21 protein-coding genes and 1 riboswitch are annotated in these 23,065 nt (G+C 70.6%); of the genes, 5 read left to right on the top strand and 16 right to left on the bottom strand.

Features of this window, described 5'->3' with window-relative positions; translation table 11 throughout:
* Positions 1 to 4: 4 nt before the first annotated feature.
* A complete protein-coding gene (locus CCN56_RS02385) occupies positions 5 to 1,147 on the bottom strand; it encodes a glycosyltransferase family 4 protein (protein ID WP_086822859.1) in 1,143 nt (380 codons plus the stop codon).
* Between the two features lie 165 nt (positions 1,148 to 1,312).
* Here CCN56_RS02385 and CCN56_RS02380 point away from each other — a divergent pair, with 165 nt between their 5' ends.
* Complete coding sequence (locus CCN56_RS02380; RefSeq protein ID WP_086822898.1) at positions 1,313 to 2,509, top strand: glycosyltransferase family 87 protein; 1,197 nt, start codon at positions 1,313 to 1,315, stop codon at positions 2,507 to 2,509.
* Between the two features lie 11 nt (positions 2,510 to 2,520).
* Here the strand turns inward: CCN56_RS02380 and CCN56_RS02375 are convergent, their stop codons facing one another.
* The 5 genes from CCN56_RS02375 to CCN56_RS02355 form a co-directional block, all read right to left on the bottom strand.
* Entirely contained in the window at positions 2,521 to 3,735 is a 1,215-nt protein-coding gene (locus CCN56_RS02375; protein ID WP_086822854.1) for a hypothetical protein, read from the bottom strand.
* Between the two features lie 70 nt (positions 3,736 to 3,805).
* The gene (locus CCN56_RS02370; RefSeq protein ID WP_086822851.1) at positions 3,806 to 4,846 is read right to left on the bottom strand and encodes a C40 family peptidase; all 1,041 of its coding nucleotides are present in this window, start codon (positions 4,844 to 4,846) and stop codon (positions 3,806 to 3,808) included.
* Between the two features lie 198 nt (positions 4,847 to 5,044).
* Complete coding sequence (locus tag CCN56_RS02365; protein ID WP_086822895.1) at positions 5,045 to 6,097, bottom strand: C40 family peptidase; 1,053 nt, start codon at positions 6,095 to 6,097, stop codon at positions 5,045 to 5,047.
* Between the two features lie 257 nt (positions 6,098 to 6,354).
* The gene (locus CCN56_RS02360) at positions 6,355 to 7,719 is read right to left on the bottom strand and encodes an NYN domain-containing protein (protein ID WP_086822848.1); all 1,365 of its coding nucleotides are present in this window, start codon (positions 7,717 to 7,719) and stop codon (positions 6,355 to 6,357) included.
* 33 nt (positions 7,720 to 7,752) lie between these two features.
* Entirely contained in the window at positions 7,753 to 7,995 is a 243-nt protein-coding gene (locus CCN56_RS02355) for a hypothetical protein (RefSeq protein ID WP_055644001.1), read from the bottom strand.
* Positions 7,996 to 8,154: 159 nt separating this feature from the next.
* Between CCN56_RS02355 and CCN56_RS02350 the strand changes: the two genes are divergently transcribed.
* Both CCN56_RS02350 and CCN56_RS02345 read left to right on the top strand, forming a co-directional pair.
* The gene (locus CCN56_RS02350) at positions 8,155 to 8,889 is read left to right on the top strand and encodes a rhomboid family intramembrane serine protease (protein WP_086822845.1); all 735 of its coding nucleotides are present in this window, start codon (positions 8,155 to 8,157) and stop codon (positions 8,887 to 8,889) included.
* The gene (locus tag CCN56_RS02345) at positions 8,886 to 9,167 is read left to right on the top strand and encodes an Lrp/AsnC family transcriptional regulator (RefSeq protein ID WP_017238849.1); all 282 of its coding nucleotides are present in this window, start codon (positions 8,886 to 8,888) and stop codon (positions 9,165 to 9,167) included. The genes CCN56_RS02350 and CCN56_RS02345 overlap by 4 nt, the downstream gene beginning before the upstream one ends.
* A 71-nt stretch (positions 9,168 to 9,238) precedes the next feature.
* Here the strand turns inward: CCN56_RS02345 and CCN56_RS02340 are convergent, their stop codons facing one another.
* The 6 genes from CCN56_RS02340 to CCN56_RS02315 form a co-directional block, all read right to left on the bottom strand.
* Entirely contained in the window at positions 9,239 to 10,651 is a 1,413-nt protein-coding gene (locus tag CCN56_RS02340) for an aminotransferase class V-fold PLP-dependent enzyme (RefSeq protein WP_179199647.1), read from the bottom strand.
* A gap of 187 nt (positions 10,652 to 10,838) precedes the next feature.
* Positions 10,839 to 10,954: riboswitch (SAM riboswitch) on the bottom strand.
* Positions 10,955 to 11,041: 87 nt separating this feature from the next.
* Positions 11,042 to 12,106: an anthranilate phosphoribosyltransferase gene (gene trpD, locus CCN56_RS02335; protein ID WP_086822842.1), complete on the bottom strand. Its 1,065-nt coding sequence runs from the start codon at positions 12,104 to 12,106 to the stop codon at positions 11,042 to 11,044.
* Between the two features lie 135 nt (positions 12,107 to 12,241).
* Complete coding sequence (locus CCN56_RS02330; protein WP_086822840.1) at positions 12,242 to 13,867, bottom strand: cytochrome bc complex cytochrome b subunit; 1,626 nt, start codon at positions 13,865 to 13,867, stop codon at positions 12,242 to 12,244.
* Positions 13,864 to 14,916: a Rieske 2Fe-2S domain-containing protein gene (locus CCN56_RS02325; protein ID WP_086822838.1), complete on the bottom strand. Its 1,053-nt coding sequence runs from the start codon at positions 14,914 to 14,916 to the stop codon at positions 13,864 to 13,866. Before CCN56_RS02325 ends, CCN56_RS02330 begins: the two co-directional genes overlap by 4 nt.
* Positions 14,913 to 15,722 (bottom strand): c-type cytochrome, encoded by an 810-nt coding sequence (locus tag CCN56_RS02320; protein WP_086822835.1) that lies wholly within the window; start codon positions 15,720 to 15,722, stop codon positions 14,913 to 14,915. The genes CCN56_RS02325 and CCN56_RS02320 overlap by 4 nt, the downstream gene beginning before the upstream one ends.
* A 74-nt stretch (positions 15,723 to 15,796) precedes the next feature.
* Entirely contained in the window at positions 15,797 to 16,417 is a 621-nt protein-coding gene (locus CCN56_RS02315) for a heme-copper oxidase subunit III (protein WP_041128837.1), read from the bottom strand.
* A 202-nt stretch (positions 16,418 to 16,619) separates the two neighbouring features.
* On the opposite strand from CCN56_RS02315, the gene CCN56_RS02310 reads away from it, so the two are divergent.
* Positions 16,620 to 17,021 carry a hypothetical protein gene (locus CCN56_RS02310; RefSeq protein ID WP_041128838.1) on the top strand — a complete coding sequence of 134 codons (402 nt, stop codon included), beginning with the start codon at positions 16,620 to 16,622 and terminating at the stop codon, positions 17,019 to 17,021.
* Between the two features lie 23 nt (positions 17,022 to 17,044).
* Here CCN56_RS02310 and CCN56_RS02305 read toward each other — a convergent pair whose 3' ends face one another.
* The 4 genes from CCN56_RS02305 to coxB all read right to left on the bottom strand — a co-directional run bounded on the left by CCN56_RS02305 (position 17,045) and on the right by coxB (position 21,513).
* The gene (locus CCN56_RS02305) at positions 17,045 to 18,298 is read right to left on the bottom strand and encodes an Ig-like domain-containing protein (protein WP_086822832.1); all 1,254 of its coding nucleotides are present in this window, start codon (positions 18,296 to 18,298) and stop codon (positions 17,045 to 17,047) included.
* A 121-nt stretch (positions 18,299 to 18,419) separates the two neighbouring features.
* Positions 18,420 to 18,818: a cytochrome c oxidase subunit 4 gene (locus CCN56_RS02300; protein ID WP_086822830.1), complete on the bottom strand. Its 399-nt coding sequence runs from the start codon at positions 18,816 to 18,818 to the stop codon at positions 18,420 to 18,422.
* Positions 18,815 to 20,551 carry a cytochrome c oxidase subunit I gene (gene ctaD / locus CCN56_RS02295; RefSeq protein WP_041128841.1) on the bottom strand — a complete coding sequence of 579 codons (1,737 nt, stop codon included), beginning with the start codon at positions 20,549 to 20,551 and terminating at the stop codon, positions 18,815 to 18,817. The genes CCN56_RS02300 and ctaD overlap by 4 nt, the downstream gene beginning before the upstream one ends.
* Entirely contained in the window at positions 20,548 to 21,513 is a 966-nt protein-coding gene (gene coxB / locus CCN56_RS02290) for a cytochrome c oxidase subunit II (RefSeq protein ID WP_086822827.1), read from the bottom strand. Before coxB ends, ctaD begins: the two co-directional genes overlap by 4 nt.
* Positions 21,514 to 22,041: 528 nt before the next feature.
* Here coxB and CCN56_RS02285 point away from each other — a divergent pair.
* On the top strand, positions 22,042 to 23,065 hold a 1,024-nt coding region (locus CCN56_RS02285), incomplete at its 3' end, for a cysteine desulfurase family protein (protein WP_107484084.1).

The raw sequence follows: 23,065 nt of genomic DNA, 5'->3' as shown, positions 1-23,065 counted from the left end.
CGGACTACAGCAGCTCGCGCAGCCGTTCCGCGAGCAGGTCCCAGCGCCACTTCTCCTCCACCCAGGCCCGGCCCCGCTCGCCCATGCGGGCGCAGAGCTCGGGGTCGAGGAGGAGGGTGGTGACGCGGTCGGCGGTCTCCTCGGCGGACTCGCCGCGGACGACCCAGCCGGTCTCGCCGTCGAGGACGGCGTCCGGGGCGCCGCCGGAGTCGCCGGCGACGACGGGCAGGCCGGTGGCGGAGGCCTCCAGGTAGACGATGCCGAGGCCCTCGACGTCGAGGCCGCCGCGCCGGGTGCGGCAGGGCATGGCGAAGACGTCGCCGGCCCCGTAGTGGGCGGGCAGTTCGGACCAGGGGACGGCGCCGGTGAAGCGTACGGATCCGGCCACGCCGGTCTCGGCGGCGAGGCGATGCAGGTCCTTCTCGTACGGTCCGCCGCCGACGATCAGGAGGACGGCGTCCGGGACCCGGCTCAGGATCGCGGGCATGGCCCTGATCAGGGTGTCCTGGCCCTTGCGGGGGACGAGCCGGGAGACGCAGACGACGACGGGGCGGTCGCTGAGCCCGAGGCGGGCGCGGACCTCGTCGCCGCCCGAGTCGGGGTGGAAGGTCTTCTCGTCGACGCCGGGCGGGAGCTGGACCATGCGGCCGGCGGCGGCCGGGGTGAGGGCGCTCGCGATCCGGGAACGGGTGTACTCGCCGAGGTAGGTGATCGTGTCCGTGCCCTCGCCGATGCGGCGCAGGAGCTGCCGGGCGGCGGGGAGCTGGGCCCAGCCCGCCTCGTGCCCGTGGGTGGTGGCGACGAGCCGCTTCGCGCCCGCCCGGCGCAGCGCGGGGGCCATCAGGCCGAGCGGCGCGGCGGCGCCGAACCACACGGACTCGCAGCCGTGCTCGCGGAGGAGCGCGGTGGCGCGGGCGGTGACCCGAGGAGTCGGCAGCAGCATGGTGGTGCGATCCCGTACGACCGTGAAAGGCTGTTCGGCGTCGAACGCGGCCGTCGCCTCGATCCCTTCACGGCTGCGCTTCCACGTGGAGGCGTAGACCACGATCCGGTCGGGGTCCAGGCGGAGCGCCATGTTGTGCAGGAAGGCCTGGATTCCGCCGGGACGCGGCGGGAAGTCGTTGGTTACGATCAGGGTCTTGTGCATCGTGGCCGACAGTACGCGATCGCATCCACCGCCCGGCAACACGGCTGTCCCGCTACCGCGGGCCGACAGGACAAGGACGCGACAGTGACGACGGGTGCGGTGGGGAACGGGTCACGCACGGGTCTGCGGCTTCCGGTCGGCCTCTGGGGCCTCACCCGGGCGATCATGCTGCTCTGCGTCTTCAAGATCGTGGTCATCCCCGGCCCGGACATCACGTTCGACGTCTCGAACATCTACCAGGGCTGGTACGAGGTCCTGCGGACGGGCACGTACCCGCTGGACGACATCACCTGGCAGTACCCGCCGGCCGCCGCGTTCGCGATCCTCTCGCCCGGTCTGCTGCCGTTCCTCGGCTACGCGACCGCCTTCTTCCTCCTCGCCTTCCTCTGCGACGCGCTCGTCTTCGGGCTGCTCCTCCACACGGGACGCCGCGCGGGCCGCTCCTCGCGCGGTGCCTGGCTCTGGCTGGCGGGCGTCCCGCTGCTCGGCCCGACCTCGTACGCCCGGTACGACGTGATGGTCACCGCCGTCGCCGTGGCGGGGCTGCTCGCGGCGGGCCGCAGCCCGCGCGTGCTCGGCGCGCTCGCCGGTTTCGGCGCGGTCCTGAAGGTGTGGCCGGCGCTGCTGCTCGCGGGCACCCCGAAGGGGCGGGCGACCTTCCGCTCCTGGTCGACGGCGGTGGGCGCGGCGGCCGCGGTGCTCGCGTTCTGCGTGGCGTGGATGCCGGGGGCGCTGGCCTTCCTCGGTTTCCAGCGCGACCGGGGCACCGAGGTCGAGTCGCTGGGCTCGATGGTCTTCCACGTCGTCCGGCACTTCGGCTGGGAGGGCGAGGCGAAGATGAACTACGGCTCGATCGAGTTCCTCGGCCCGTACGTGTCCACGGTGTCGACGGCCGCGCTCGTCCTCACGGTCGCCGCGTTCGGCTGGCTCCTCGTGTGGCGGATGCGGGCGGTCCGCTTCGCTTCCTCGACGGTGGCGGACGCGGCCTTCGTGACGGTGCTGCTGTTCACGACGACGAGCCGGGTGCTCTCCCCCCAGTACATGCTGTGGCTGGTCGGTCTGGCGGCGGTGTGCCTCGCCTACCGGTCGAGCCGGATGCGGAAGCCCGCGCACCTGGTGCTGTGGGCGACGGCGGTGACGCAGTTCGAGTTCCCGGTGTGGTTCTCGCACGTGACGCGGAGCGATCCGCTGGGCGTGGCGGTGCTGTTCACCCGGAACGGTCTGCTGATCGCCGCCACCGTCATCGCCTGCCGGATCCTGTGGCGTCACACGGTGACGGAACCGCGGCTCGCCGAGGCCGGGAAGATCCCCGCGCAGGCGACTCGGCCGGAGCGCGAGAAGGCCCTGTCCGGCTCGCGCTGAAAGGACGGGCCCTAGCCGAGCCGCTCCCCCAGGTACGTCCGCCAGTCGGCGGTGAACTCCTCCGGCGTGGTGTCCAGGACCTCCCGGAGCGCCTTCTCCACCGCGCCGTCCCGGGCCGGGTGCGCGCCCACCGCCCGGTAGAACGCCGTCAGCTTCTCCTCGCCCCAGCGGTCCGCGATCAGCTCGCAGGCCAGCCAGCCGCCCTCGTAGGCCCGTGCCAGGGCCTCCGCGTCGCCGCCGAAGGCGAAGTCCTCGTCCGTGGGGAGCTCCGCCGGGAGGTCGCCCGCCAGGACCGCGCGGCGCAGCTCGGGGGCGGCCTGGGCGGCGGTGCGCTCGGTCCCCCGGTAGGCGACCCAGTCGGCGAAGCCCTCGGAGAGCCAGACCGGGGTGGCCTTGGTGGTCTCGACGCGGGTCGCGACATGGGTGGTCTCGTGGGTGAGGACCAGCTGCCGGCCGAACGCGCCGAGCACCGCGTACGCGTCCGGGTTCACGATCACCCGGTCCGCGGGCGCCGTCGGACCGCCGCCCGTCCGGCCGGTCGTGACGGCCGCGATGCCCCGGTAGGAGGCGGCAGGACCGCCGAGGAGCCGGCCCATCGCCTCGATCGAGGAGGGTACGAGGACCACGATCCGGCCCGCCCAGTTCCCGTGCCAGGCATCCCCGACGGCGGGCACCGCCCGGTCGGCCGCCGTCGCGATCTCCCGCAGCCGTTCCCCGCTCTGCCCCACGCCGAGGACGAGGCTGCGCCGGCCGGTCACGGTCGTGACCTCGCCCTGCTGCCACAGCTGCTGCGGGGCGCCCTCGGCGGCGCGGTCGCCGGTGACGTACCAGCGGCCGTCCCGCTCGGCGAGGTCGAGGACCCGCTCGGTGGTGGTGGGCCCCGAGTCGTAGCCCTTGATCCGGTAGCCGAGCTCGGCCCTGGCGGTGACCCGGCCCTCGCCGGTCCGGTCGACGTCGGTGACCCGGTAGCTCAGGCCGCCGAGCGGGATCTTCGCGAGCCGGCCGAACTCGGTGCGCGCGGCCGGTACGAGCGCGGGGTCGAGGGCCGCGAGGTAGCCGGCCTCGTCCCGGTCGAGCAGCGCCCTCGCGTGCCGGTCGAGGAGGCTCTGGATCTCCCCGGACGCCGGTCTCTCGGGGGCGGGGGCGGCGCATCCGCCGAGCGCGAGGAGCGCGGCCAGCAGACCCGCCGCCGCACCGCGCGCCGCTGCACTCCGCCGACCCGCCACGCCCCCGATCGTACGGGGGCGCCCTCAGACGCGGGTGGCGGTCGTGTGGGACATCCGTACGGGGACGTGTTCAGACGCGGGTCACCGTCACGTGGGACATCATGTTGACCGGGTCGTAGCGGACCCGGGCGCCCGGGTAGGGGGCGTGGATGACCTGCCCGTTCCCGGCGTAGATCGCGACGTGGCTGGCGTCGCCGCGGTACGTGACGAGGTCGCCCGGCTGCGCCTGGGAGAGCGGCACCTGCCGGCCCGCGTACCGCTGCGCCGAGGAGGTGCGCGGCAGGCTGATCCCGGCCTGCCGGTACGACCAGACCATGAGGCCCGAGCAGTCGAAGGCCGAGGGGCCGGTCGCCCCCCACACGTACGGCTTGCCGATCGCGCTGCGGGCGGCGATCACCGCGGCGGCGGCCCGCGAGGGGCCGAGGTCGGCGAGCGGCGGCAGCGGCTCGGCGGGCCCGCCGTCGGGTGCCTCGGCTCCCTCGGCGCGCTCGCCGGTGCGGGAGGCGCGGTCGTAGTCGGCGCGCTCCTCGACGGTGAGGGAGGCGAGCACCCGGCGGGCCTCGGCGAGCTTCCGCTCGACGGTGCGCTTGTGGCGGGCGACCTCGGCCCGGCTCTGCTCCAGTTCGGCGAGGGCCGCGCGGGCCTCGCTCCGCTTCTGGCTCAGGCTGCGCTGCTCGCGCCGGAGTTCGCCGAGCGCGGCGCTCTGGCGGGCGGTGACCCGGTCCAGGGCGGTGGCCCGGTCCAGGTAGCTGTCGGGGTCGGAGGAGAGCAGCAGGGCGAGGGCGGGGTCGATGCCGCCGGAGCGGTACTGGGCCCCGGCGACCGAACCGAGCACGCCCCTCATGCGGTTGATGCGTTCCTGGCCGCGGGCGAGGCTGTCCTGCGCCTGGGAGACCGTCCGGCGCAGCGCGTTCGCCTTCTCGTCCGCCCGGTTGTATCCCTCGGTGGCCTTCTCGGCCTCCTCGTAGAGGCGGTCGACCGTGGCGCGGGTGGCCGCCGGGGTGGCCCCGGGGTCGGCGCTCGCGGGGACGGCCCCGAGGGACGCCGCCGCGGTGGCCGCGGCGGCGGCGGTGAGGACGGTGACCCGGGCGGGTCGGCGGTGGGACGCCACGAATCGCGCTCCGTTCGGCTCGACGCAGACTGGCGCGGCAGACAGTAGCCGCTGATCAGTCCTCGTCCAACGAAGGCGCCGGGCACACAAAGTGACGCCCCGCCGGAGAACACAGGTCACCGGCGGGGCGTCAGGTCAGCGTGCGTCGCGGCGAACCACCCGATTGGGCGGCATGCCGGAGCGGGTCGCGGGGGAGGGTCAGCCGGCCACGCGGACGCCGAACATGAACGAGCCGATGGTGTTCATGGACTCGTAGCGGACGACGGCGCCCGAGTGGGGGGCGTGCAGGACGGTGTTGTTGCCCGCGTACAGGCCCACGTGCGCCAGGTTGTTGAAGAAGACCAGGTCGCCCGGCTTGAGCTGGCTGCGGCCGATCTTCACGCCGTCGTTCTGCTGGGTGTAGGTGGTGCGGGTGAGCGTGACGCCGGCCTGGCGGTAGGACCACATGGTCAGACCGGAGCAGTCGTACGAGTTGGGGCCCTCGGCACCGGAGACGTACGGCTTGCCGAGCTGGGTGGCGGCGGCGGAGAGCGCGGCGGCGCCGAAGCCGCTCGCGGGGGCCTCGTTGCCCAGGTCGGGGCGCGAGCCGGTGGCGGCACGGCTGGCGCGCTGCGACTGCTCCCGCTCCTGCTGCTCCATCTTCTGGCGCTCGGCCGCGGTGAGGGTGTTGAGGAGCTGCCGGGCCTCGGCGAGCTTGCCCTGGAACTTCTTCTTCTTCTCGCCGAGCGTCTTGCGGACGTCCTCGAGGTCGGCCAGCTTCGCGGTGGCCTCGGCCCGCTCCTGGGCGAGCGTGCGCTGCTTGGCCTGGATCGAGGTGAGCACGTCGGCCTGCTGGGCGCTCAACTGGTCGATCGCGGACGCCTTGTCGAGGTAGGTGTCCGGGTCGGCGGAGAGGAAGAGCTGGAGCGCCGGGTCGATGCCGCCGGAGCGGTACTGGGCGCTGGCGACCGAACCGATCTGGTCGCGGAGGGTGTTGAGCTCCTCCTGGCCGCGGGCCACCTTGTCCTGGAGCTGGCTGACCTCCTTCTGCAGCTTGCCCCGCCGCTCATCGGCGAGGTTGTACTGCTCGGTGGCCACCTCGGCCTCTTCGTTCAGCTGGTCGACCTTCGACTTGACCTCGTCGATCTTCGGCTTGGCGGGAGCGGCCTGGGCCCCGGACTGGGCGGTGAGCGCCACGGCGGCGGCCGCGGTCACGGTGAGCACGGTCACACGGGTGCGGCTCGGCTGCTTGGGTCGACGGTGGGACGCCACGAAGGCGAGCTCCTTCTTCCTCAGAGCCGCCCAACCGGTCACGGGCAGGCGGTTCCTCCGCCGCCACCCCGGATGGGTGATCAACCGCGCGAAGGTTCGAAGCCCGACCCTAGTGACCAAGTTGTGATCAGTTCAAATCCCGCTGGCAAAAATCTTGCTCACGCACCACTTTATTTACACACATCGCACGGCCAGTGATGGGCACTTGACGGTGCGCCATCCATAATTCGGGCATAACGCCCAGGAGTTGCGATGTGTTACGAGAGGCGCGAAAGCCGCTTCAGCAACAAGGCGGACGCAACCGGCCGCGCACCGGCCTTCGCGACGCCGTCGGCCACCTCGCGGTCGGTGGAGGCCACCACGACCGGCCGGCCCGGCGGCTCCGCCCGGACCAGCTGACGGATCAACTCGTCCGCCGTGACACCGGGCTTGGAGAACAGCACCCGCACCCCGCGCGGCGGCGCGAGCAGCACCGGGGCCGCCAGCTCCGCCCCGTCGAAGACACAGGTGACCTCGGCGCCCGAGCGGGCGGCGAGCGCCGAGAGACCGCCGAGCAGCCGCAGCCGCTGCTTCTCCAACGGCATCGTCGGATAGCCGGTCTTGGTGACGTTGTAACCGTCGACGACCAGATGCGCCTGCGGCAGCGCGAGCAGTTGGTCGAGCAGCGCCGGGTCCGTCTCGGAGAGCGCCCGCGCCGCGATGTCCTTCGGGGACATCCGCCCCGGCTCCACCGCGTCCACGGTGTCCGCCGGGTGCACCGAGACGGGTGGCAGCGCGAGTTCGCGCCGCAGCCCCTGGGCCGCGTCGAGGACCGTGTCGAGCAGCAGCCGCAGCCGCATGTCCTCCACCGAGCGGCCCTCGCGGGCGGTCCTGCGGCTCGCCTCCAGGGCCGCCTCGACCTCGCCGAGCCGGGCCTTGAGCCGCCGCGTCTCGCTCTCGGCGGCCGACACCTGCGCCGCCGACTCGGCCCGCGCGGCCTCGATCTCGCCCTGGACCTTGCGCAGCGCGGCCTCGCCGCGCTTGACGTCGCTCTGGGCGCTGCGCAGCTTGCGCTGAAGCGATTCCGCTTCCTTGCGGGCGGCCTCCAGGTCGCGTCTGAGCTGCTCGGTCTCGCTCCGGGAGCGGTCCTGGGCGGCGGCCAGCTCCTCGCGCAGCCGCTCCAGCTCGCGCCGGCCGGCCTCGTCGGCCCGCTCGGCGTCGGCCCGCTGGGCCTCCTCGCCGGCGGCGGCGACGAGCTTGATCCAGCCGGGCGGGCGTAGCACATAGGCGGCCGCGGCCACGTCGACGGGGTCGGCGGCCGCGGGCGGGTTGCCGGTCTCCACGGCCCCGGCCAGCTCGGGCTGGCCCTGCTTGAACCGTTCGCCGATCCGCTGCCGGAAGAGCGGGTCGCTCTCCAGGGCGGCGGCCATCGCGTTGCCGGCGAACTTGGCCCGCCGGCTCGCGGTGAAGCGGGCGTACTGCCGGAGGGGTGCGGGCAACTCCGCGACGGTGAGCCCGCCGAAGGCGTCCGCGACCAGTGCGACGACCCGCCGCCGCACACCTTCCGGCAGTGGGTGGTCGAGCGTCTCGGCAGCGTCACCTGCCGCGCCGGCCGGCTCACCACCGTGCGCGGGCTGCTCCACGATCCGTCACCCCTATGTCGTCCGCGCCGTCCCTCAGGAGGCGGCGCCCGGCCTGTCCACCAGTTCGATCTGATCCACCGCGTTGCACCAGCGGCAGCGGACCGACTCGATGGTCTCACTGACCACCTGCCGCTCCTCGACCGTCGGGTCCCCGGCGAGGTCCAGATGGACGTACTCCACGACCTTGGAGGAGCGGGTCACGTCGAAGCGGGTCAGATTGCCGCAGAGCGTGCAGCGCCAGCGGGTCTCGTCGGTCGGCAGGGGAACCGTCGTCATCGGTGCCGTCCTTCTTCCTGTTTCCTGGTACCAGGTGCGGGTGCCGCGGTGCGCCGTCGAACTGCGGTGGTGATGCCCGTAACCCTACGGCCTCGCGGGGAGGCCGGGGCACGGCGAGGCGCTCTGTCCACTTCGGCCCCGGTACGCCATGATCTGTCCATGATCGACTGGCGAGGTGCGGCCCTCGGTGCCTGGCGGGGCACCCGCAGCGGGCCCACGGTGACGTACGGACTGATCGCCGCCTGCTGCCTGCTCTTCGTGATCAGCCCTGTCTCCGGACTCGGCCCGGCGTACGGCACGGGCGACGAGCTCCTGGCCGCCCAGGGCGCCTACTTCCGCCGCTGGGGCGTCGTGCCCGCCGAGCTGACGAGCGGCGATCCGCGCGCCCTGCTCACCCCGCTGACCGCGCTCTTCGTCCACGGCAGCTGGCTCCACCTGCTCGGCAACATGCTCTTCCTGTACGTCTTCGGCGCGATGGCCGAGGAACGCATGGGGCCGGTCGAGTTCGCCCTCTTCTACCTGGGGACCGGCTACGTCGCCCTGCTCGGGTACGCGGTGGCGCACGCCGACAGCGAGCAGACCCTGGTCGGGGCCTCCGGCGCGATCTCAGCGGTGCTCGGGGCCTTCCTCTTCCTCTTCCCGCGCTCCCGGGTCACCAGCCTCTTCCCCTTCCTGTTCTTCCTGCCGCTGCGCTTCCCCGCCTGGATCGTGCTGATCTTCTGGTTCACCCTCCAGTGGCTGGCCGCGCGGGCGGCGGGCGCGGGGCCCGGCGTCGCCTATCTGGCCCATGTCGTGGGCTTCTGCGTCGGCTTCCTCTACGCCTGGGGGCGCTTCCGCGGTGGGGATAGAGTGAAAGCCCCAGCCGCGGCGACCGAGGGAGAAAGCCAGCCGTGATCACCGCGATCGTGCTCATCAAGACCAGCGTGGACCGCATCCCCGAGATCGCCGAGTCGATCGCCGCGCTCGACAGCGTCAGCGAGGTCTTCTCGGTCACCGGTACGTACGACCTGATCGCCATGGTCCGGGTGCCGCGCCACGACGACCTGGCGGACGTGATCCCCGGCCGGATCAGCAAGATCCCGGGCGTCGAGGCCACGGACACGCACGTCGCCTTCCGCACGTACTCCCAGCACGACCTGGAGGCGGCCTTCGCCATCGGTCTGGAGTCCTGAGACCCCGGACCGCGAGACACATGAAGGGGGCCTCCCGGCGGGAGGCCCCCTTCACCCGTACGAGTGACTGATCAGCCGCGGTCCGGGACGCAGCGGCCGTCCTCGGTGCGGTACTTCCACTGCGCGCCGTCCCGGACGAGCTCCTTCACGGCGCCGACGAACCGCTCCACGTGCTCGTCCGGCGTACCGGCGCCGAAGCTCACCCGGATGGCGTTGAGCGACCGCTCGCCGGGCGCGGCCTCGGGGGCGCCGCACTCGCCCGGGTCCTGCGGGTCGCTGCCGAGCAGCGTGCGGACCAGCGGGTGGGCGCAGAACAGGCCGTCGCGGACGCCGATGCCGTACTCGGCGGAGAGCGCGGCGGCGAAGTGGGAGCTGTTCCAGCCCTCCACGACGAAGGAGATGACGCCCACGCGGGGCGCGTCGTCGCCGAAGAGCGAGAGAACCCGCACCTCGGGCACCTCGGCCAGGCCCTCGCGGACCTTCGCGATCAGGTGCCGCTCGCGGGCGACGAGGGAGTCGAAGCCGGCCTCGGTGAGCGCCTTGCAGGCGGAGGCGATCGAGTAGACGCCGATGACGTTCGGCGAACCGGCTTCGTGCCGGGCCGCGGTGGTGTGCCACTCCACGTCCACACCACCGTCGGCCCGACGGGCTACCTTGCGGGACGCTCCACCGCCCGCGAGGTAGGGCTCGGAATCCTGCAGCCAGTCGGCGCGGCCGGCGAGGACGCCGGAGCCGAAGGGCGCGTACAGCTTGTGCCCGGAGAAGGCGACCCAGTCCACGTCCAACTCCCTTACGGAGACCGGGTGGTGGGGCGCGAGCTGGGCGGCGTCGAGCACGATCCGGGCGCCGTGCGCATGCGCGGCGGCCGCCAGCTCCCGCACCGGCCACAGCTCGCCGGTCACGTTGGAGGCGCCGGTGACGCAGACCAGGGCCGGACCGTAGCCCCCTTCGATCGTCACAGTGCGGTCGGCGAGGGCGCGCTCCAGGGTCGCGACGGCCTGCTCCGGGGTGCGCGGCGCGTTGAGGTAGGTGACCCGGGCGTCCCGCCAGGGCAGCAGCGAGGCGTGGTGCTCGGTCTCGAAGACGAAGACCTCGCAGTCCGCCGGGATCACGGCGGCGAGCAGGTTGAGCGAGTCGGTGGTGGAGCGGGTGAAGACGACCTGGTCGCCGGGGCGGCAGTCGAGGAACTCGGCGACGGTGGCGCGGCTGTTCTCGAAGAGGTCGGTGGAGAGCTGGGAGAGGTAGCCGGCACCGCGGTGGACGCTGCCGTAGTACGGGGCGTACGCGGCGACGTCGTCCCAGACCCGCTGGAGGGCCGGCGCGCTGGCCGCGTAGTCGAGCGCCGCGTAGGTCACCTCGCCGCCGGTGACGAGCGGGACGGTGACGTCCCGGCCGAGGACCGGCAGCGGGGCGGCGCAGCAGGGGTCGGCGGACTCGGCGGCGGTGTCGACGGTGGTGGCGGCGGCGTTCGGGCATGCGGACATGGCGGTATCTCCCGGCATGAAAGGGGTGCGAAAAGGCGTACGAGGCCCGTGCGACGGCAGCGCGCAAGAGAAGGGGGTGCCGCGGACGGGTGGTGATGTCGAAGAGGGGCCGAGAGGCCCTAACGCATTCGCTTGCTCACGAGACAACGCTCCCTAGAGGACCAAGGACCCCAGGGTTGTGCGCAGGGGTCCGCGCTTGCCGCAGGCTTCTGCTCGTGCGGCCCGGTCTTCACCCGGGGCACCCCGCCACGGACGGAGGGTTGCCGGACAGCCAGCCGGGGCTTGCAGCTGTCACTCATGACCTGTCGAAAAACCTATGCCAGACGATCACGACGCCGCAACCCCGTCCCGGCATCCGGGACGGGGCTGCAATCGTGCGTTCACACGCCCTCAGGCGTTGCTGGCGGCGATCCACCGCTCCAGGGACCGCTGGGCCGCACCCGAGTCGATCGACTCGGCCGCCTTCGCGATGCCCGCGGCCAGTTGCTCCACCAGGGTGCCCGTGCCGGGGTCCAGGGCGGTGAGCGCCGCCGCCGCGTTGAGCAGCACCGCGTCCCGTACGGGCCCGGTCTCCCCCGCGAGCAGCCGGCGGGCCACGTCGGCGTTGTACGAGGCGTCCTCGCCGCGCAGGGCCTCCAGGGGGACGAGGTCGATGCCGACGTCCCGCGGGTCGAAGCGCTCCTCGGTGACGCCGCCGTCCCGGACCACCCACACCCGGGAGGTGGAGGTGGTGGTCAGCTCGTCCAGGCCGTCGTCGCCGCGGAAGACGAGGGCGGAGTTGCCGCGCTCGGCGAAGACCCCGGCGACGACCGGCGCCATGCGCGGGTCGGCGACGCCGACGGCCTGGGACCGTACCTTCGCCGGGTTGGTCAGCGGGCCGAGGACGTTGAAGGTGGTCCGGATGCCCAGCTGGCCGCGGGCCGCGGCGACGTGCCGCAGCGAGGGGTGGAACTTGATCGCGAAGCAGAGGGTGATGCCCGCCTCGTCGGCGACCTCGGCGACCCGCTGCGGGGTCAGGTTCAGATTGACTCCGAGCTTCTCCAGGACGTCGGAGGAGCCGGAGGCGGAGGAGGCGGCACGGTTGCCGTGCTTGACGACCTTGGCGCCGGTCCCGGCGACCACGATCGACGCCATCGTGGAGATGTTCACGGTCTTGGCGCCGTCGCCGCCGGTGCCGACGATGTCGACGGTCCGCCCGGGCACCTCGATGACGTTGGCGTGCGCGTACATGGTCCGTACGAGGCCGCTGATCTCCTGCACGGTCTCGCCCTTGGCCCGCAGCGCGACCATGAACCCGGCGATCTGGGCGTCGGTCGCCTCGCCGCTCATGATCAGGTCCATCGCCCAGGCCGTGTCGTCGGCGGTGAGGTCGTTTCCGTCCAGCAGGCCGTTCAGCAGGACGGGCCAGGAGCGGCCCGCCGACGTAGGTCCTCCAGCGGGGGTCGCAGCGCTCATGGCAGCTCCTGTGATGATCACGTGACGGATACGGTTCCACCCTATCGACCTCAGGGGACGGCAAAGAGCCCCGTCCATCGAATGGACGGGGCTCTCACCGTGGCGACACCTACATGGTCAGGTGTTCAAGGGTGATCAGTGGTGGCCGTGGCCGCTCTGGATCTCCTTGTACTCCTCGACCGTGGGCTTGGCGATCTGGCTGTCGTCGCCGTAGTAGCCCTTGTTGAGCTTGACGCGGAGCTTCTCCATGCGGCCGATCTTCCGCTCCACGCCGTTCTCGTCGACGGCCGGCGGAAGCTCCGCGGCCTCGTACTGCTCGTGCGCCGTGAGGCGGTGCAGCTCGCCCTGGCTGAGCGGCGTGTGGACCTCGACGAACTCACCGTGCGGCAGGCGCTTGATGATGCCCGACTCGCGGCCGTGCAGCACCTTGTCCTTGTCGCGGCGCTGGAGGCCGAGGCAGATCCGCTTCGTGGCGATGAACGCGAGGACCGGGCCGACGAAGAAGAAGATCCGCACGAACCAGGTGATCGAGTTCAGCGACAGGTGGAAGTGGGTCGCCCAGAGGTCGTTTCCACCACCCACGAGCATGATCATGTACGCGGTGATCCAGGCGACACCGAAGGCGGTGCGCGTCGGAGCGTTGCGCGGGCGCTGCGCGATGTGGTGCTCGCGCTTGTCGCCGGTGATCCAGGACTCGATGAACGGGTAGACCGCGATGGCCGCGAGGACCGCCGGGAAGATCGCCAGCGGGATCATCACGCCGAGGACCAGCGTGTGGCCCCACAGGTTGATCTCCCAGCCCGGCATCACTCGGATCAGACCCTCGGCGAAGCCCATGTACCAGTCGGGCTGGGCGCCGGTGGACACCTGGTCCGGGCGGTACGGGCCGATGGCCCAGATCGGGTTGATCGAGGCGATCGCCGCGATGACCGCGATGACACCGAAGACCAGGAAGAAGAAGCCTCCGGCCTTCGCCATGTACACGGGCAGCAGCGGCATGCCGACGACGTTCTCGTTCGTCCGGCCGGGGCCGGCGAAGTGCGTGTGCTTGTGGACGAACACCAGGATGAGGTGCGCGACCACCAGACCCAGCATGATGCCGGGCAGCAGCAGCACGTGCGCCGAGTAGAACCGGGCGACGAAGTCGCCGCCGGGGAACTCGCCGCCGAACAGGAACATCGACAGGTACGTGCCGAGGACCGGCACGGACAGGATCGCGCCCTGCATGAAGCGGACACCGGTGCCGGAGAGCAGGTCGTCCGGGAGCGAGTAACCGGTGAAGCCGGTGAACATGCCCAGGAAGAACAGCAGGAAGCCGAACAGCCAGTTGATCTCACGCGGCTTGCGGAACGCGCCGGTGAAGAAGACGCGCATCATGTGCACGAACATGCCGGCGAGGAAGATCAGCGCCGCCCAGTGGTGGATCTGCCGGACGAGCAGACCACCGCGCACCTCGAACGAGATGTGCATGGTCGAGTTGAACGCCTCGGACATCAGCTGTCCCTGGAGCGGGACGTACGGTCCGACGTACTCCACCTCGTTCATCGACGGGTGGAAGAACATCGTCAGGTAGACGCCCGTCAGGATGATGATGAGGAAGCTGTAGAGGCAGACCTCGCCCAGCATGAAGGACCAGTGGTCCGGGAAGATCTTCCGCATGTTGGCCTTGGCCAGCGTGTAGATCCCCAGGCGACCGTCGGCCCAGTCGGCGACCCGCTCACCGGCGGGTGCCTTCTTCTGCGTGTTGGTCACAGTGCTCATCCGCGCTCCCAGAAGGCAGGACCGACGGGCTCTTCGAAGTCGCCGTGCGCCTCGAGGAAGCCCTTGTCGTTCACGCCGATCCGCAGCTGCGGAAGGCGGTGACCGGCAGGGCCGAAGATGACGCGGGCGCCGTCGGAGAGGTCGAAGGTGGACTGGTGGCAGGGGCAGAGCACGTGGTGCGTCTGCTGCTCGTACAGGGAGATCGGGCAGCCCACGTGGGTGCAGATCTTCGAGAACGCGACGATGCCCTCGTGCGACCACTCGAGCTCACGCTTGTCCTTGATGTCCTCCGGCTGGATCCGGACGATCATCAGGGCGGCCTTGGCGATCTCGGTCTGGAAGTCCTCGTCGTGCTCCGAGAGGCCCTCGGGCATCGCGAAGGTCAGCGAGCCGACCGCGACGTCCTCGGGACGCAGCGGCTCGTGCGTGTTCATGTTGATGAGCTGGAGCCCCTTGGTCCACATGGTGGAGCGGAGCTTCTTCTCGGGCAGCGGGCCCATGTCACGCAGCAGGACGATGCCGGAGAGCGGAACCATCGCGAGCGCTCCGAAGAGCGTGTTGCGGATGAGCTTGCGGCGGCCGAAGCCGGACTCGGCGGCACCGGCCGCGAAGTCCGCCATGACCTTCGCCTTGACCTCGGGCGACGCCTGCATCGGGTGACGCTCGTCGGCGACCTCGACGTCGGACATCAGGGTGCGGGCCCAGTGGACCGCGCCCGCGCCGATGAAGAAGAGGGCGGCACCGAGGGTCAGACCCAGGGCGAAGTTGAGCGCGGACACGTGGCCGAAGGGCCAGATGTACACGATCTTGTCGACCGGGAAGATCACGTACGAGGCGATGAAGCCGACGGTGGCCAGCATCGACAACGTGAACATGAAGGCGACCGCACGCTCGGACCGGCGGGCGGCCCGCTCGTCGATGTCCTGGATGCGGGGCTTGTGGGGCGGAAGGCCCGGGTCGGCGAACGGGTCGTCGGCGACCGTCACCGCGCCGTGCGCGGTGTCCTGCCCTGCCGGCAGGGTCTCTTCTGGAATCTCTTGGCTACTCATGACTTCTTGGCCTTAGCGGTGTGGGCCGCGACCCAGATGGCAACTGCGATCAGCGCACCCAGACCGAAGACCCAGGCGAACAGGCCCTCGCTGACGGGGCCGAGGCCACCGAGCTTGAGACCACCCGGGCTCTCGGACGAGTCGCTGTTGACGGCCTGGACGTACGCGATGATGTCCTTCTTCTCCTTCTCCGGCATCGTGGTGTCGGGGAAGGAGGGCATGTTCTGCGGGCCGGTCTGCATGGCCTCGTAGAGGTGCTTCGGGTCCACGCCTTCGAGGCTGGGGGCGTACTTGCCGTAGGTCAGCGCGCCGCCCTCACCGGTGAAGTTGTGGCACTGGGCACAGTTGGTGCGGAACAGCTCGCCACCCTTGGCGATGTCGGCACCGTCAGGGCTGTACTGGCCCTCGGTCGGCGCGATCGGGCCGGCGCCGAGGGAGGCCACGTACGCCGCGAGCTGGTCGATCTGGGCCTGCGAGTAGATGACCTTCTTGCGCGGGACCTGGGCGCCCGGCTGCTGGGCCGGCATACGGCCCGTGCCGACCTGGAAGTCGACCGCGGCCGAACCGACGCCTACGAGGGACGGGCCGTCAGAGGTGCCCTGACCGCCGGTTCCGTGGCAGCTGGCGCAGCCGACGGAGTAGAGCTTCTTGCCCTCCTCGATGGCGAGGGACTGGGCGGTTTCATCGGCCTTCGCCGTGCCCGCGGGCGCGAACGCGGCGTACAGCCCCCCAGTGGCCGCCAGCGCGAGAAGTAGGACGACGACCGCCGCCAGCGGATGGCGTCGTCGTGCGGAGAGCTTTTTCACGGATTACCCCGGTGTCAGGATCTTCTGCGTCGATGCTTGCTGGATGTCTCGGTCCGCCGTGGAGGCGGAGCCGATTACTTGATCATGTAGATCGTGGCGAAGAGGCCGATCCAGACGACATCGACGAAGTGCCAGTAGTAGGACACGACGATGGCGGCGGTTGCCTGCTCGTGGGTGAACCTCTTGGCGGCGTAGGTCCGGCCGAGGACCAGCAGGAAGGCGATGAGACCGCCCGTCACGTGCAGGCCGTGGAAGCCGGTGGTCAGGTAGAACACCGTGCCGTACGGGTCGGAGGACAGCGAGAGGCCGTCCTTCTTGACCAGCTCGGTGTACTCGAAGACCTGGCCGCCGATGAAGATCGCACCCATCACGAACGTGATGATGAACCACGTCCGGAGCTTCTTCACATCGCCCCGCTCGGCGGCGAAGACGCCGAGCTGGCAGGTGAGGGAGGAGAGCACCAGGATCGTGGTGTTGGTCGCCGAGAAGGGGAAGTTCAAGGCCGAGGCCTTTTCCGCCCAGAACTCGGGACCCGTCACCGATCGCAGGGTGAAGTACATCGCGAAGAGGGCCGCGAAGAACATCAGCTCGGAGCTCAACCAGATGATGGTTCCGACGCTGGTGAGGTTCGGTCGATTGACCGACGGGTGCGCGTGCCCTGTTTCTACTGTCGTTACTGTCGCCACGACCGACATTATGTCGGTCGCTTATCCCGCCCTCACTCCGGGGGGTGCCGTTCGGAGTGTCAGGGGGGCGTGTCCAGCCCGAACGGCCCAGTGCGGAGGCCCCGGAGCGCCGTTCGAACAGGTGCTGAACGGGTGTTGACGGGGTGTGGACCGGAGTAGCATCCGGCGCATCGATCGACGACCTTCCCACGGACTTCCCCACGGAGGAACGATGCAGTCGAGTGCCACGGTCCTGGTCTACAGCGACGACGCGAACACCCGCGCGCAGGTGCGGCTCGCGGCCGGACGCAGGCCCGCGGCCGACGTTCCCCCGGTCGAGTTCGTGGAGTGCGCGACGCTGCCGGCGGTCCTGAAGCGCCTGGACGAGGGCGGGATCGACGTGTGCGTGCTCGACGGCGAGGCGGTGCCCGCCGGAGGCATGGGGGTCTGCCGGCAGATCAAGGACGAGGTCTTCCGCTGCCCGCCGGTGCTGCTGCTCATCGGGCGCCCGCAGGACGCCTGGCTGGCCACCTGGAGCCGTGCGGACGCCGCGGTCACCCTTCCGGTGGAACCGGTCGAGTTCGCGGCGTCCCTGGCGTCCCTGCTGCGCTCACGCCTGTCGCTCGACGCCTGAGGCGGCACGGGCGCGTGCGCCCGTCAGATGGAGGGCCTCAGATTGGCCTTCTCGGTGGGGGTCACCGGGCTTCCGGCGGCCTCCACCAGAGCGCTGCCCTGGCGCCACTTGGCCCAGTCCATGTTCCAGTCGCCGAAGCCGTTGCCGAAGGTGTCCATCGTGTCGCCGATGCTGTTGACGACGCGGACGACGTCTCCGGGGCGGACGGTCTCGTAGAACCAGGCCGCGTTCTCCGTCGACATGCCGACACAGCCGTGGCTGACGTTCTCGACGCCCTGTGAGCCGACGGACCAGGGCGCGGCGTGCACGTACTCGCCGCTCCACGTCACCCGGGTGGCGTAGTACACGGGCAGGTCGTACGAGTCGGAGCTGCCCTCCGCGATGCCGATGCTGGTGCCCCGCATCCGGACGTAGTACTCCTTGCCGAGCACCACCTTGATGCCGTTGCGGGTGGAGAAGCCGGGCTTGCCGGTGGTCACCGGAATGGTGTTGATCACTTCTCCGTTGCGCTTCACGGTCATCTGGTGCGTCTCGGCGTCCGTGACGGCCTCGATCCGGTCGCCGATCTTCAGCTTCAGCGGCTTGGAGGCGCCGCCGTAGAGCTTGTCGCCGACCTTGAGGCCGTCCAGGTTGCCGGTGACCGTGACGAGCGCCCCGGCCGGCCAGTACTCCTCCGGACGGAAGTGCAGTTTCTTGTCGTCCACCCAGTACCAGGAGCCCTCGACGGAGGGCGTGGAGCGGACCTTGAGGGCCCGTTCGACGATCGCGCGCTGGGACCGGTCCTTGACCGGGAGGCTGAGCTCCGCCGTGATGGGCTGTCCGACGCCGTACGTGCCCGCCTCCGGCCCGAAGGTCACGGTGAGGGCCCGTTTGGCCGGAGCCGTCTCGAAAGTGAACGTACGGGCTCCTGGCGCGCCGTCCTCGTCCTCCGTGGCCACCTGGACGGTGTAACGGGCGCCGGCCGCCAGGGAGGCCGTGGACCGCCAGCGCCGGCCGTCCGCGGTGAGTTCGCCGGCCAGGTGGTGACCCGAGGCGTCGGTGGCGGTGACGTCGGTGATCCGGGCGTCGTCGTCCTTGGCGGTGATCTCCAGGGGCTTCTCGGGGTCCGCCTTGGCCCCGTCGGCGGGGGCGTTGACCGCGAGCTGGTCCGCCGCGTCGTAGGCCTTCTCCGACAGCGGGTGGTTGTCCGAGCCCGCGCAGGCGGTGGCGCCCGCGGTGACGGTGACGGCCAGAAGAGTGCAGCTCAGAACAGTCCGAATGCGCGGCGTGTCGTTCATGACTTCACGCTAAGGACGATTCTCGCGACAGGCGCGCCGAGTGCTGCAAAAGAGGGGCCCGGACGCTTCGGTGACGAAGTGTCCGGGCCCCTCGGTGTGCTCCGGTGCGGAGCGGGTACCGCTACTGGTTCTGGTTCTCGCCGCGGTAGAACTCGAAGACCCAGCCGAACAGGCCGACGAGGATCAGCGGGGCGGAGAAGTACAGGATCCACCAGCCCATGGCGATCGCGAGGAAGGCGAGCGCGCCACCGACGGCCAGCGACAGCGGCTGCCAGCTGTGCGGGGCGAAGAAGCCCACCTCACCGGCCTCGTCCGCGACGTCGGCCTCCTTGTCGTCCTGCGCCATCGCGTCGACACGCTTGGCCGTGAAGGCCAGGTAGTAGCCGATCATGATGGCCAGGCCGAAGGCCAGGAAGAGCGCCGTCGTACCGACCGGCTCCTTGGACCAGACGCCGTACAGGATCGCCATGGCAAGGATGAAGACGCTCAGCCAGATGAACATCTTGCCCTGGATCTTCACTTGCCGGCCTCCTTGCTGCCCGTGAGGGCCGCGGCCTCGTGCGGCTTGTTCTCGAGCTGGTCGAGAGCGGCGATCTCAGGGTGGTGCAGGTCGAACGCCGGGGATTCCGAACGGATCCGCGGCAGGGTGAGGAAGTTGTGCCGCGGCGGCGGGCAGGACGTCGCCCACTCGAGCGAACGGCCGTAGCCCCACGGGTCGTCGACCTCGATCTTCTTGCCGTACTTGGCGGTCTTCCAGACGTTGTAGAAGAACGGCAGGATCGACAGGCCGAGCAGGAACGAGGAGATCGTCGAGATCGTGTTCAGCGTGGTGAAGCCGTCGGCGTCGAGGTAGTCCGCGTAACGACGCGGCATGCCCTCGGCACCGAGCCAGTGCTGCACCAGGAACGTGCCGTGGAAGCCCACGAACAGCGTCCAGAACGTGATCTTGCCGAGGCGCTCGTCGAGCATCTTGCCGGTGAACTTCGGCCACCAGAAGTGGAAGCCGGAGAACATCGCGAAGACGACGGTGCCGAAGATGACGTAGTGGAAGTGCGCCACGACGAAGTACGAGTCGGAGACGTGGAAGTCCATCGGGGGCGAGGCCAGGATGACGCCGGTCAGACCACCGAAGGTGAAGGTGATCAGGAAGCCGACGGCCCAGAGCATCGGGGTCTCGAAGGACAGCGAGCCCTTCCACATCGTTCCGATCCAGTTGAAGAACTTCACGCCGGTCGGTACGGCGATGAGGAACGTCATGAAGGAGAAGAACGGGAGGAGCACGCCACCGGTGACGTACATGTGGTGCGCCCACACGGTCACGGACAGACCGGCGATCGCGATGGTCGCGGCCACCAGACCGATGTAGCCGAACATCGGCTTGCGGCTGAAGACCGGGATGACCTCGGAGATGATGCCGAAGAAGGGCAAGGCGATGATGTACACCTCTGGGTGTCCGAAGAACCAGAAGAGGTGTTGCCAGAGCAGCGCTCCGCCGTTGGCCGCGTCGAAGACGTGGGCACCGAACTTGCGGTCCGCCTCCAGGGCGAACAGCGCGGCCGCCAGGACCGGGAAGGCGAGCAGGACCAGGACACCGGTCAGCAGCACGTTCCAGGTGAAGATCGGCATGCGGAACATCGTCATGCCCGGAGCGCGCATGCAGATGATCGTGGTGATGAAGTTGACCGAGCCGAGGATCGTGCCGAAGCCGGAGAAGGCCAGACCCATGATCCACATGTCGGCGCCGACGCCCGGCGAGCGGACGGCGTCCGACAGCGGGGAGTAGGCGAACCAGCCGAAGTCGGCCGCACCCTGCGGGGTGAGGAAGCCGGCCACCGCGATGATCGAGCCGAAGAGGTACAGCCAGTAGGCGAACATGTTCAGCCGCGGGAACGCCACGTCGGGCGCGCCGATCTGCAGCGGCATGATCCAGTTCGCGAAACCGGCGAACAGCGGCGTCGCGAACATCAGCAGCATGATCGTGCCGTGCATCGTGAACGCCTGGTTGAACTGCTCGTTCGACATGATCTGCGTACCCGGACGGGCCAGCTCGGCGCGCATGAAGAGCGCCATGAGTCCGCCGATGCAGAAGAAGACGAACGACGTGACGAGGTAGAGCGTACCGATCGTCTTGTGGTCCGTGGTGGTGAGCCACTTGATGACCACGTTGCCGGGCTGCTTGCGCCGTACGGGCAGCTCGTTCTCGTACGAGTCCTCAGCTGCGGCGGCACCCTGGGTTTCGTTGTGGATGCTCACAGTTGGTGCTTCTCCGCATTCCTAGCCGGGTCCGTCTGCTCGATGCCGGACGGGATGTAGCCGGTCTGCCCCTTCGCGGCGAGCTCCTTCAGGTGCGCCTGGTAGCGCTCCGGGGAGACCACCTTGACGTTGAAGAGCATCCGGGAGTGGTCGACACCGCACAGCTCGGCGCACTTCCCGAGGAAGGTGCCCTCCTGCGTCGGGATGACCTCGAAGGCATTGGTGTGACCCGGGATGACGTCCTGCTTCATGAGGAAGGGGACCACCCAGAAGGAGTGGATGACGTCACGGGAGGTCAGGACGAACCGGACCTTCTCGCCCTTCGGCAGCCACAGGGTCGGGCCCGGGTTGCCGGTCTGCGGGTTCCGGTCGCCGGGGACGCCGGCGTCGTAGACACCGCCCGCGTTCTCCGGGAAGTCCGCGAGGAACTTGTCCGGGAGCGAGGCGAGGTTCTTGTCCGTCTTGGCGTCACCCTGCACACCGGGCACGTTCTCGACGTAGTTGAAGCCCCAGCTCCACTGGTAGCCGACCACGTTGATCGTGTGGGGCGGCTTCGGGGTGAGCTCGAGGAGCTTCGACTCGTCGCGTGCGGTGAAGTAGAAGAGCACCGAGACGATGATGAGCGGAGTGACCGTGTACAGCGCCTCGATGGGCATGTTGTAACGGGTCTGCGGAGGTACCTCGACCTTGGTCCGGCTGCGCCGGTGGAAGATGGTGGCCCAGAGGATCAGGCCCCACACCAGGATGCCCGTGATCAGGGCCGCGGCCCAGGAGCCCTGCCACAGGGAGAGGATCCGAGGCGCCTCTTCCGTGACGGGGGTGGGCATGCCAAGGCGGGGGAAGTCTTCCCAGTTGTACGAGCAGCCCGTGGCTGTCGCCAGGATCAGGCCCGCAGTCAGCACCTGCGGCAGCTTCCGCCGCATCGGGCGCCGCGACGAGCGGTCGGAGCCGTTGGGACTCACGTAGCGCCTTCCCGAGAGTCTCGGCCCGCAGTGGTCGGCCACGGCCGTCCGTCTCGCTGGTCGGTCGCCGCCCCGGCCGCGGGCAGGGGTTTGGATGTTTATGCGGACCAAACCCTACTGGACGCTATTTGGGGTCGCGCGGGGAGGGTGCCCAACGCGCCGTCCGAGTCCCCGAAGGGGTGGACCCCGGGGTTCCGGAGGGGGGTGCGGGACGCCCGTTCGGCGGTCTGGCGGCGCGCGGGGGCGGACATCTGACGAGGGCTCATCACGTGTCCGGATCCCCGGGCCGGCGTGGTGGATCTCCGGGCTCGCGGTGGTGGATCTCCCCCGCTCCACGGGTGGCGGATCCCGGGCCCGCGGTGGTGGATACCCGGGCCCGCGGTGGTGGATCCCCCTGCTCCACGGGCGGTGGGCCCCCGGGCCCGCGGTGGTGGATCCCCCTGCTCCACGGGCGGTGGGCCCCCGGGCCCGCGGTGGTGGGTCTCCCCGCTCCACGGGCGGTGGATCCCCGCGCTCTACGGTGGGGGGATGCCGTACTTCGACGCCGCGTCCGCCGCTCCTCTGCACCCCGTCGCCCGCCAGGCGCTGCTCGCCGCCCTGGACGAGGGCTGGGCCGACCCGGCCCGTCTCTACCGGGAGGGGCGGCGGGCCCGACTGCTGCTCGACGCGGCCCGGGAGGCCGCCGCGGAGGCCGTGGGGTGTCGCCCGGACGAGCTCGTGTTCACTCCTTCGGGGACGCGCGCGGTTCACGCCGGAATCTCCGGCGCGCTCGCGGGACGTCGGCGTGTCGGAAACCGGCTGGTGGTCTCCGCGGTCGAACACTCCTCCGTCCTGCACGCCGGCGAGACGCACGCGGCGGCGGGCGGGACGGTGACCGAGGTGCCGGTGGACCGGTCGGGGGCGGTGGACGCGGCCGCCTTCGCGGCGGCGCTGGGTGCGGACACGGCCCTGGCGTGCCTCCAGTCGGCCAACCACGAGGTGGGGACCGAGCAGCCGGTGGCCGAGGTCGCCGAGGCCTGCCGGGCGGCGGGAGTGCCGCTCCTGGTGGACGCGGCCCAGTCGCTCGGCTGGGGGCCGGTGCCGGAGGGCTGGTCGTTGCTCGCGGCGAGCGCGCACAAGTGGGGCGGGCCGGCGGGCGTCGGCCTCCTCGCGGTGCGCAAGGGCGTCCGGTTCGCCCCGCAAGGCCCGTCGGACGAACGGGAGTCGGGCCGGGCGCCGGGCTTCGAGAACCTGCCGGCGATCGTGGCGGCGGCGGCNNGGGCCCGGGTGCCGGAGCTGGTGCCGGACGTGGAGGTGGTGGGCGACCCGGTGCGCCGGCTCCCCCACCTCGTCACCTTCTCCTGCCTGTACGTCGACGGCGAGACGCTCCTTCACGAGCTGGACCGGGAGGGTTTCTCCGTTTCGTCCGGTTCGTCGTGCACGAGTTCGACGCTGACGCCCAGCCATGTGCTGCGCGCGATGGGGGTGCTGAGCGAGGGGAACGTCCGGGTGTCCCTGCCGACGGGAACGTCGGAGGAGGACGTGGACCGCTTCCTCACCGTCCTCTCGGGGG

Origin of the sequence: Streptomyces sp. NRRL B-24572, assembly GCF_002156145.1 — a bacterium.
Classification (GTDB): Bacteria; Actinomycetota; Actinomycetes; order Streptomycetales; family Streptomycetaceae; genus Streptomyces; species Streptomyces vietnamensis.
The sequence above is the reverse complement of the archived record's forward strand: the minus strand, read 5'-3'. Positions and strand labels throughout refer to the sequence as shown.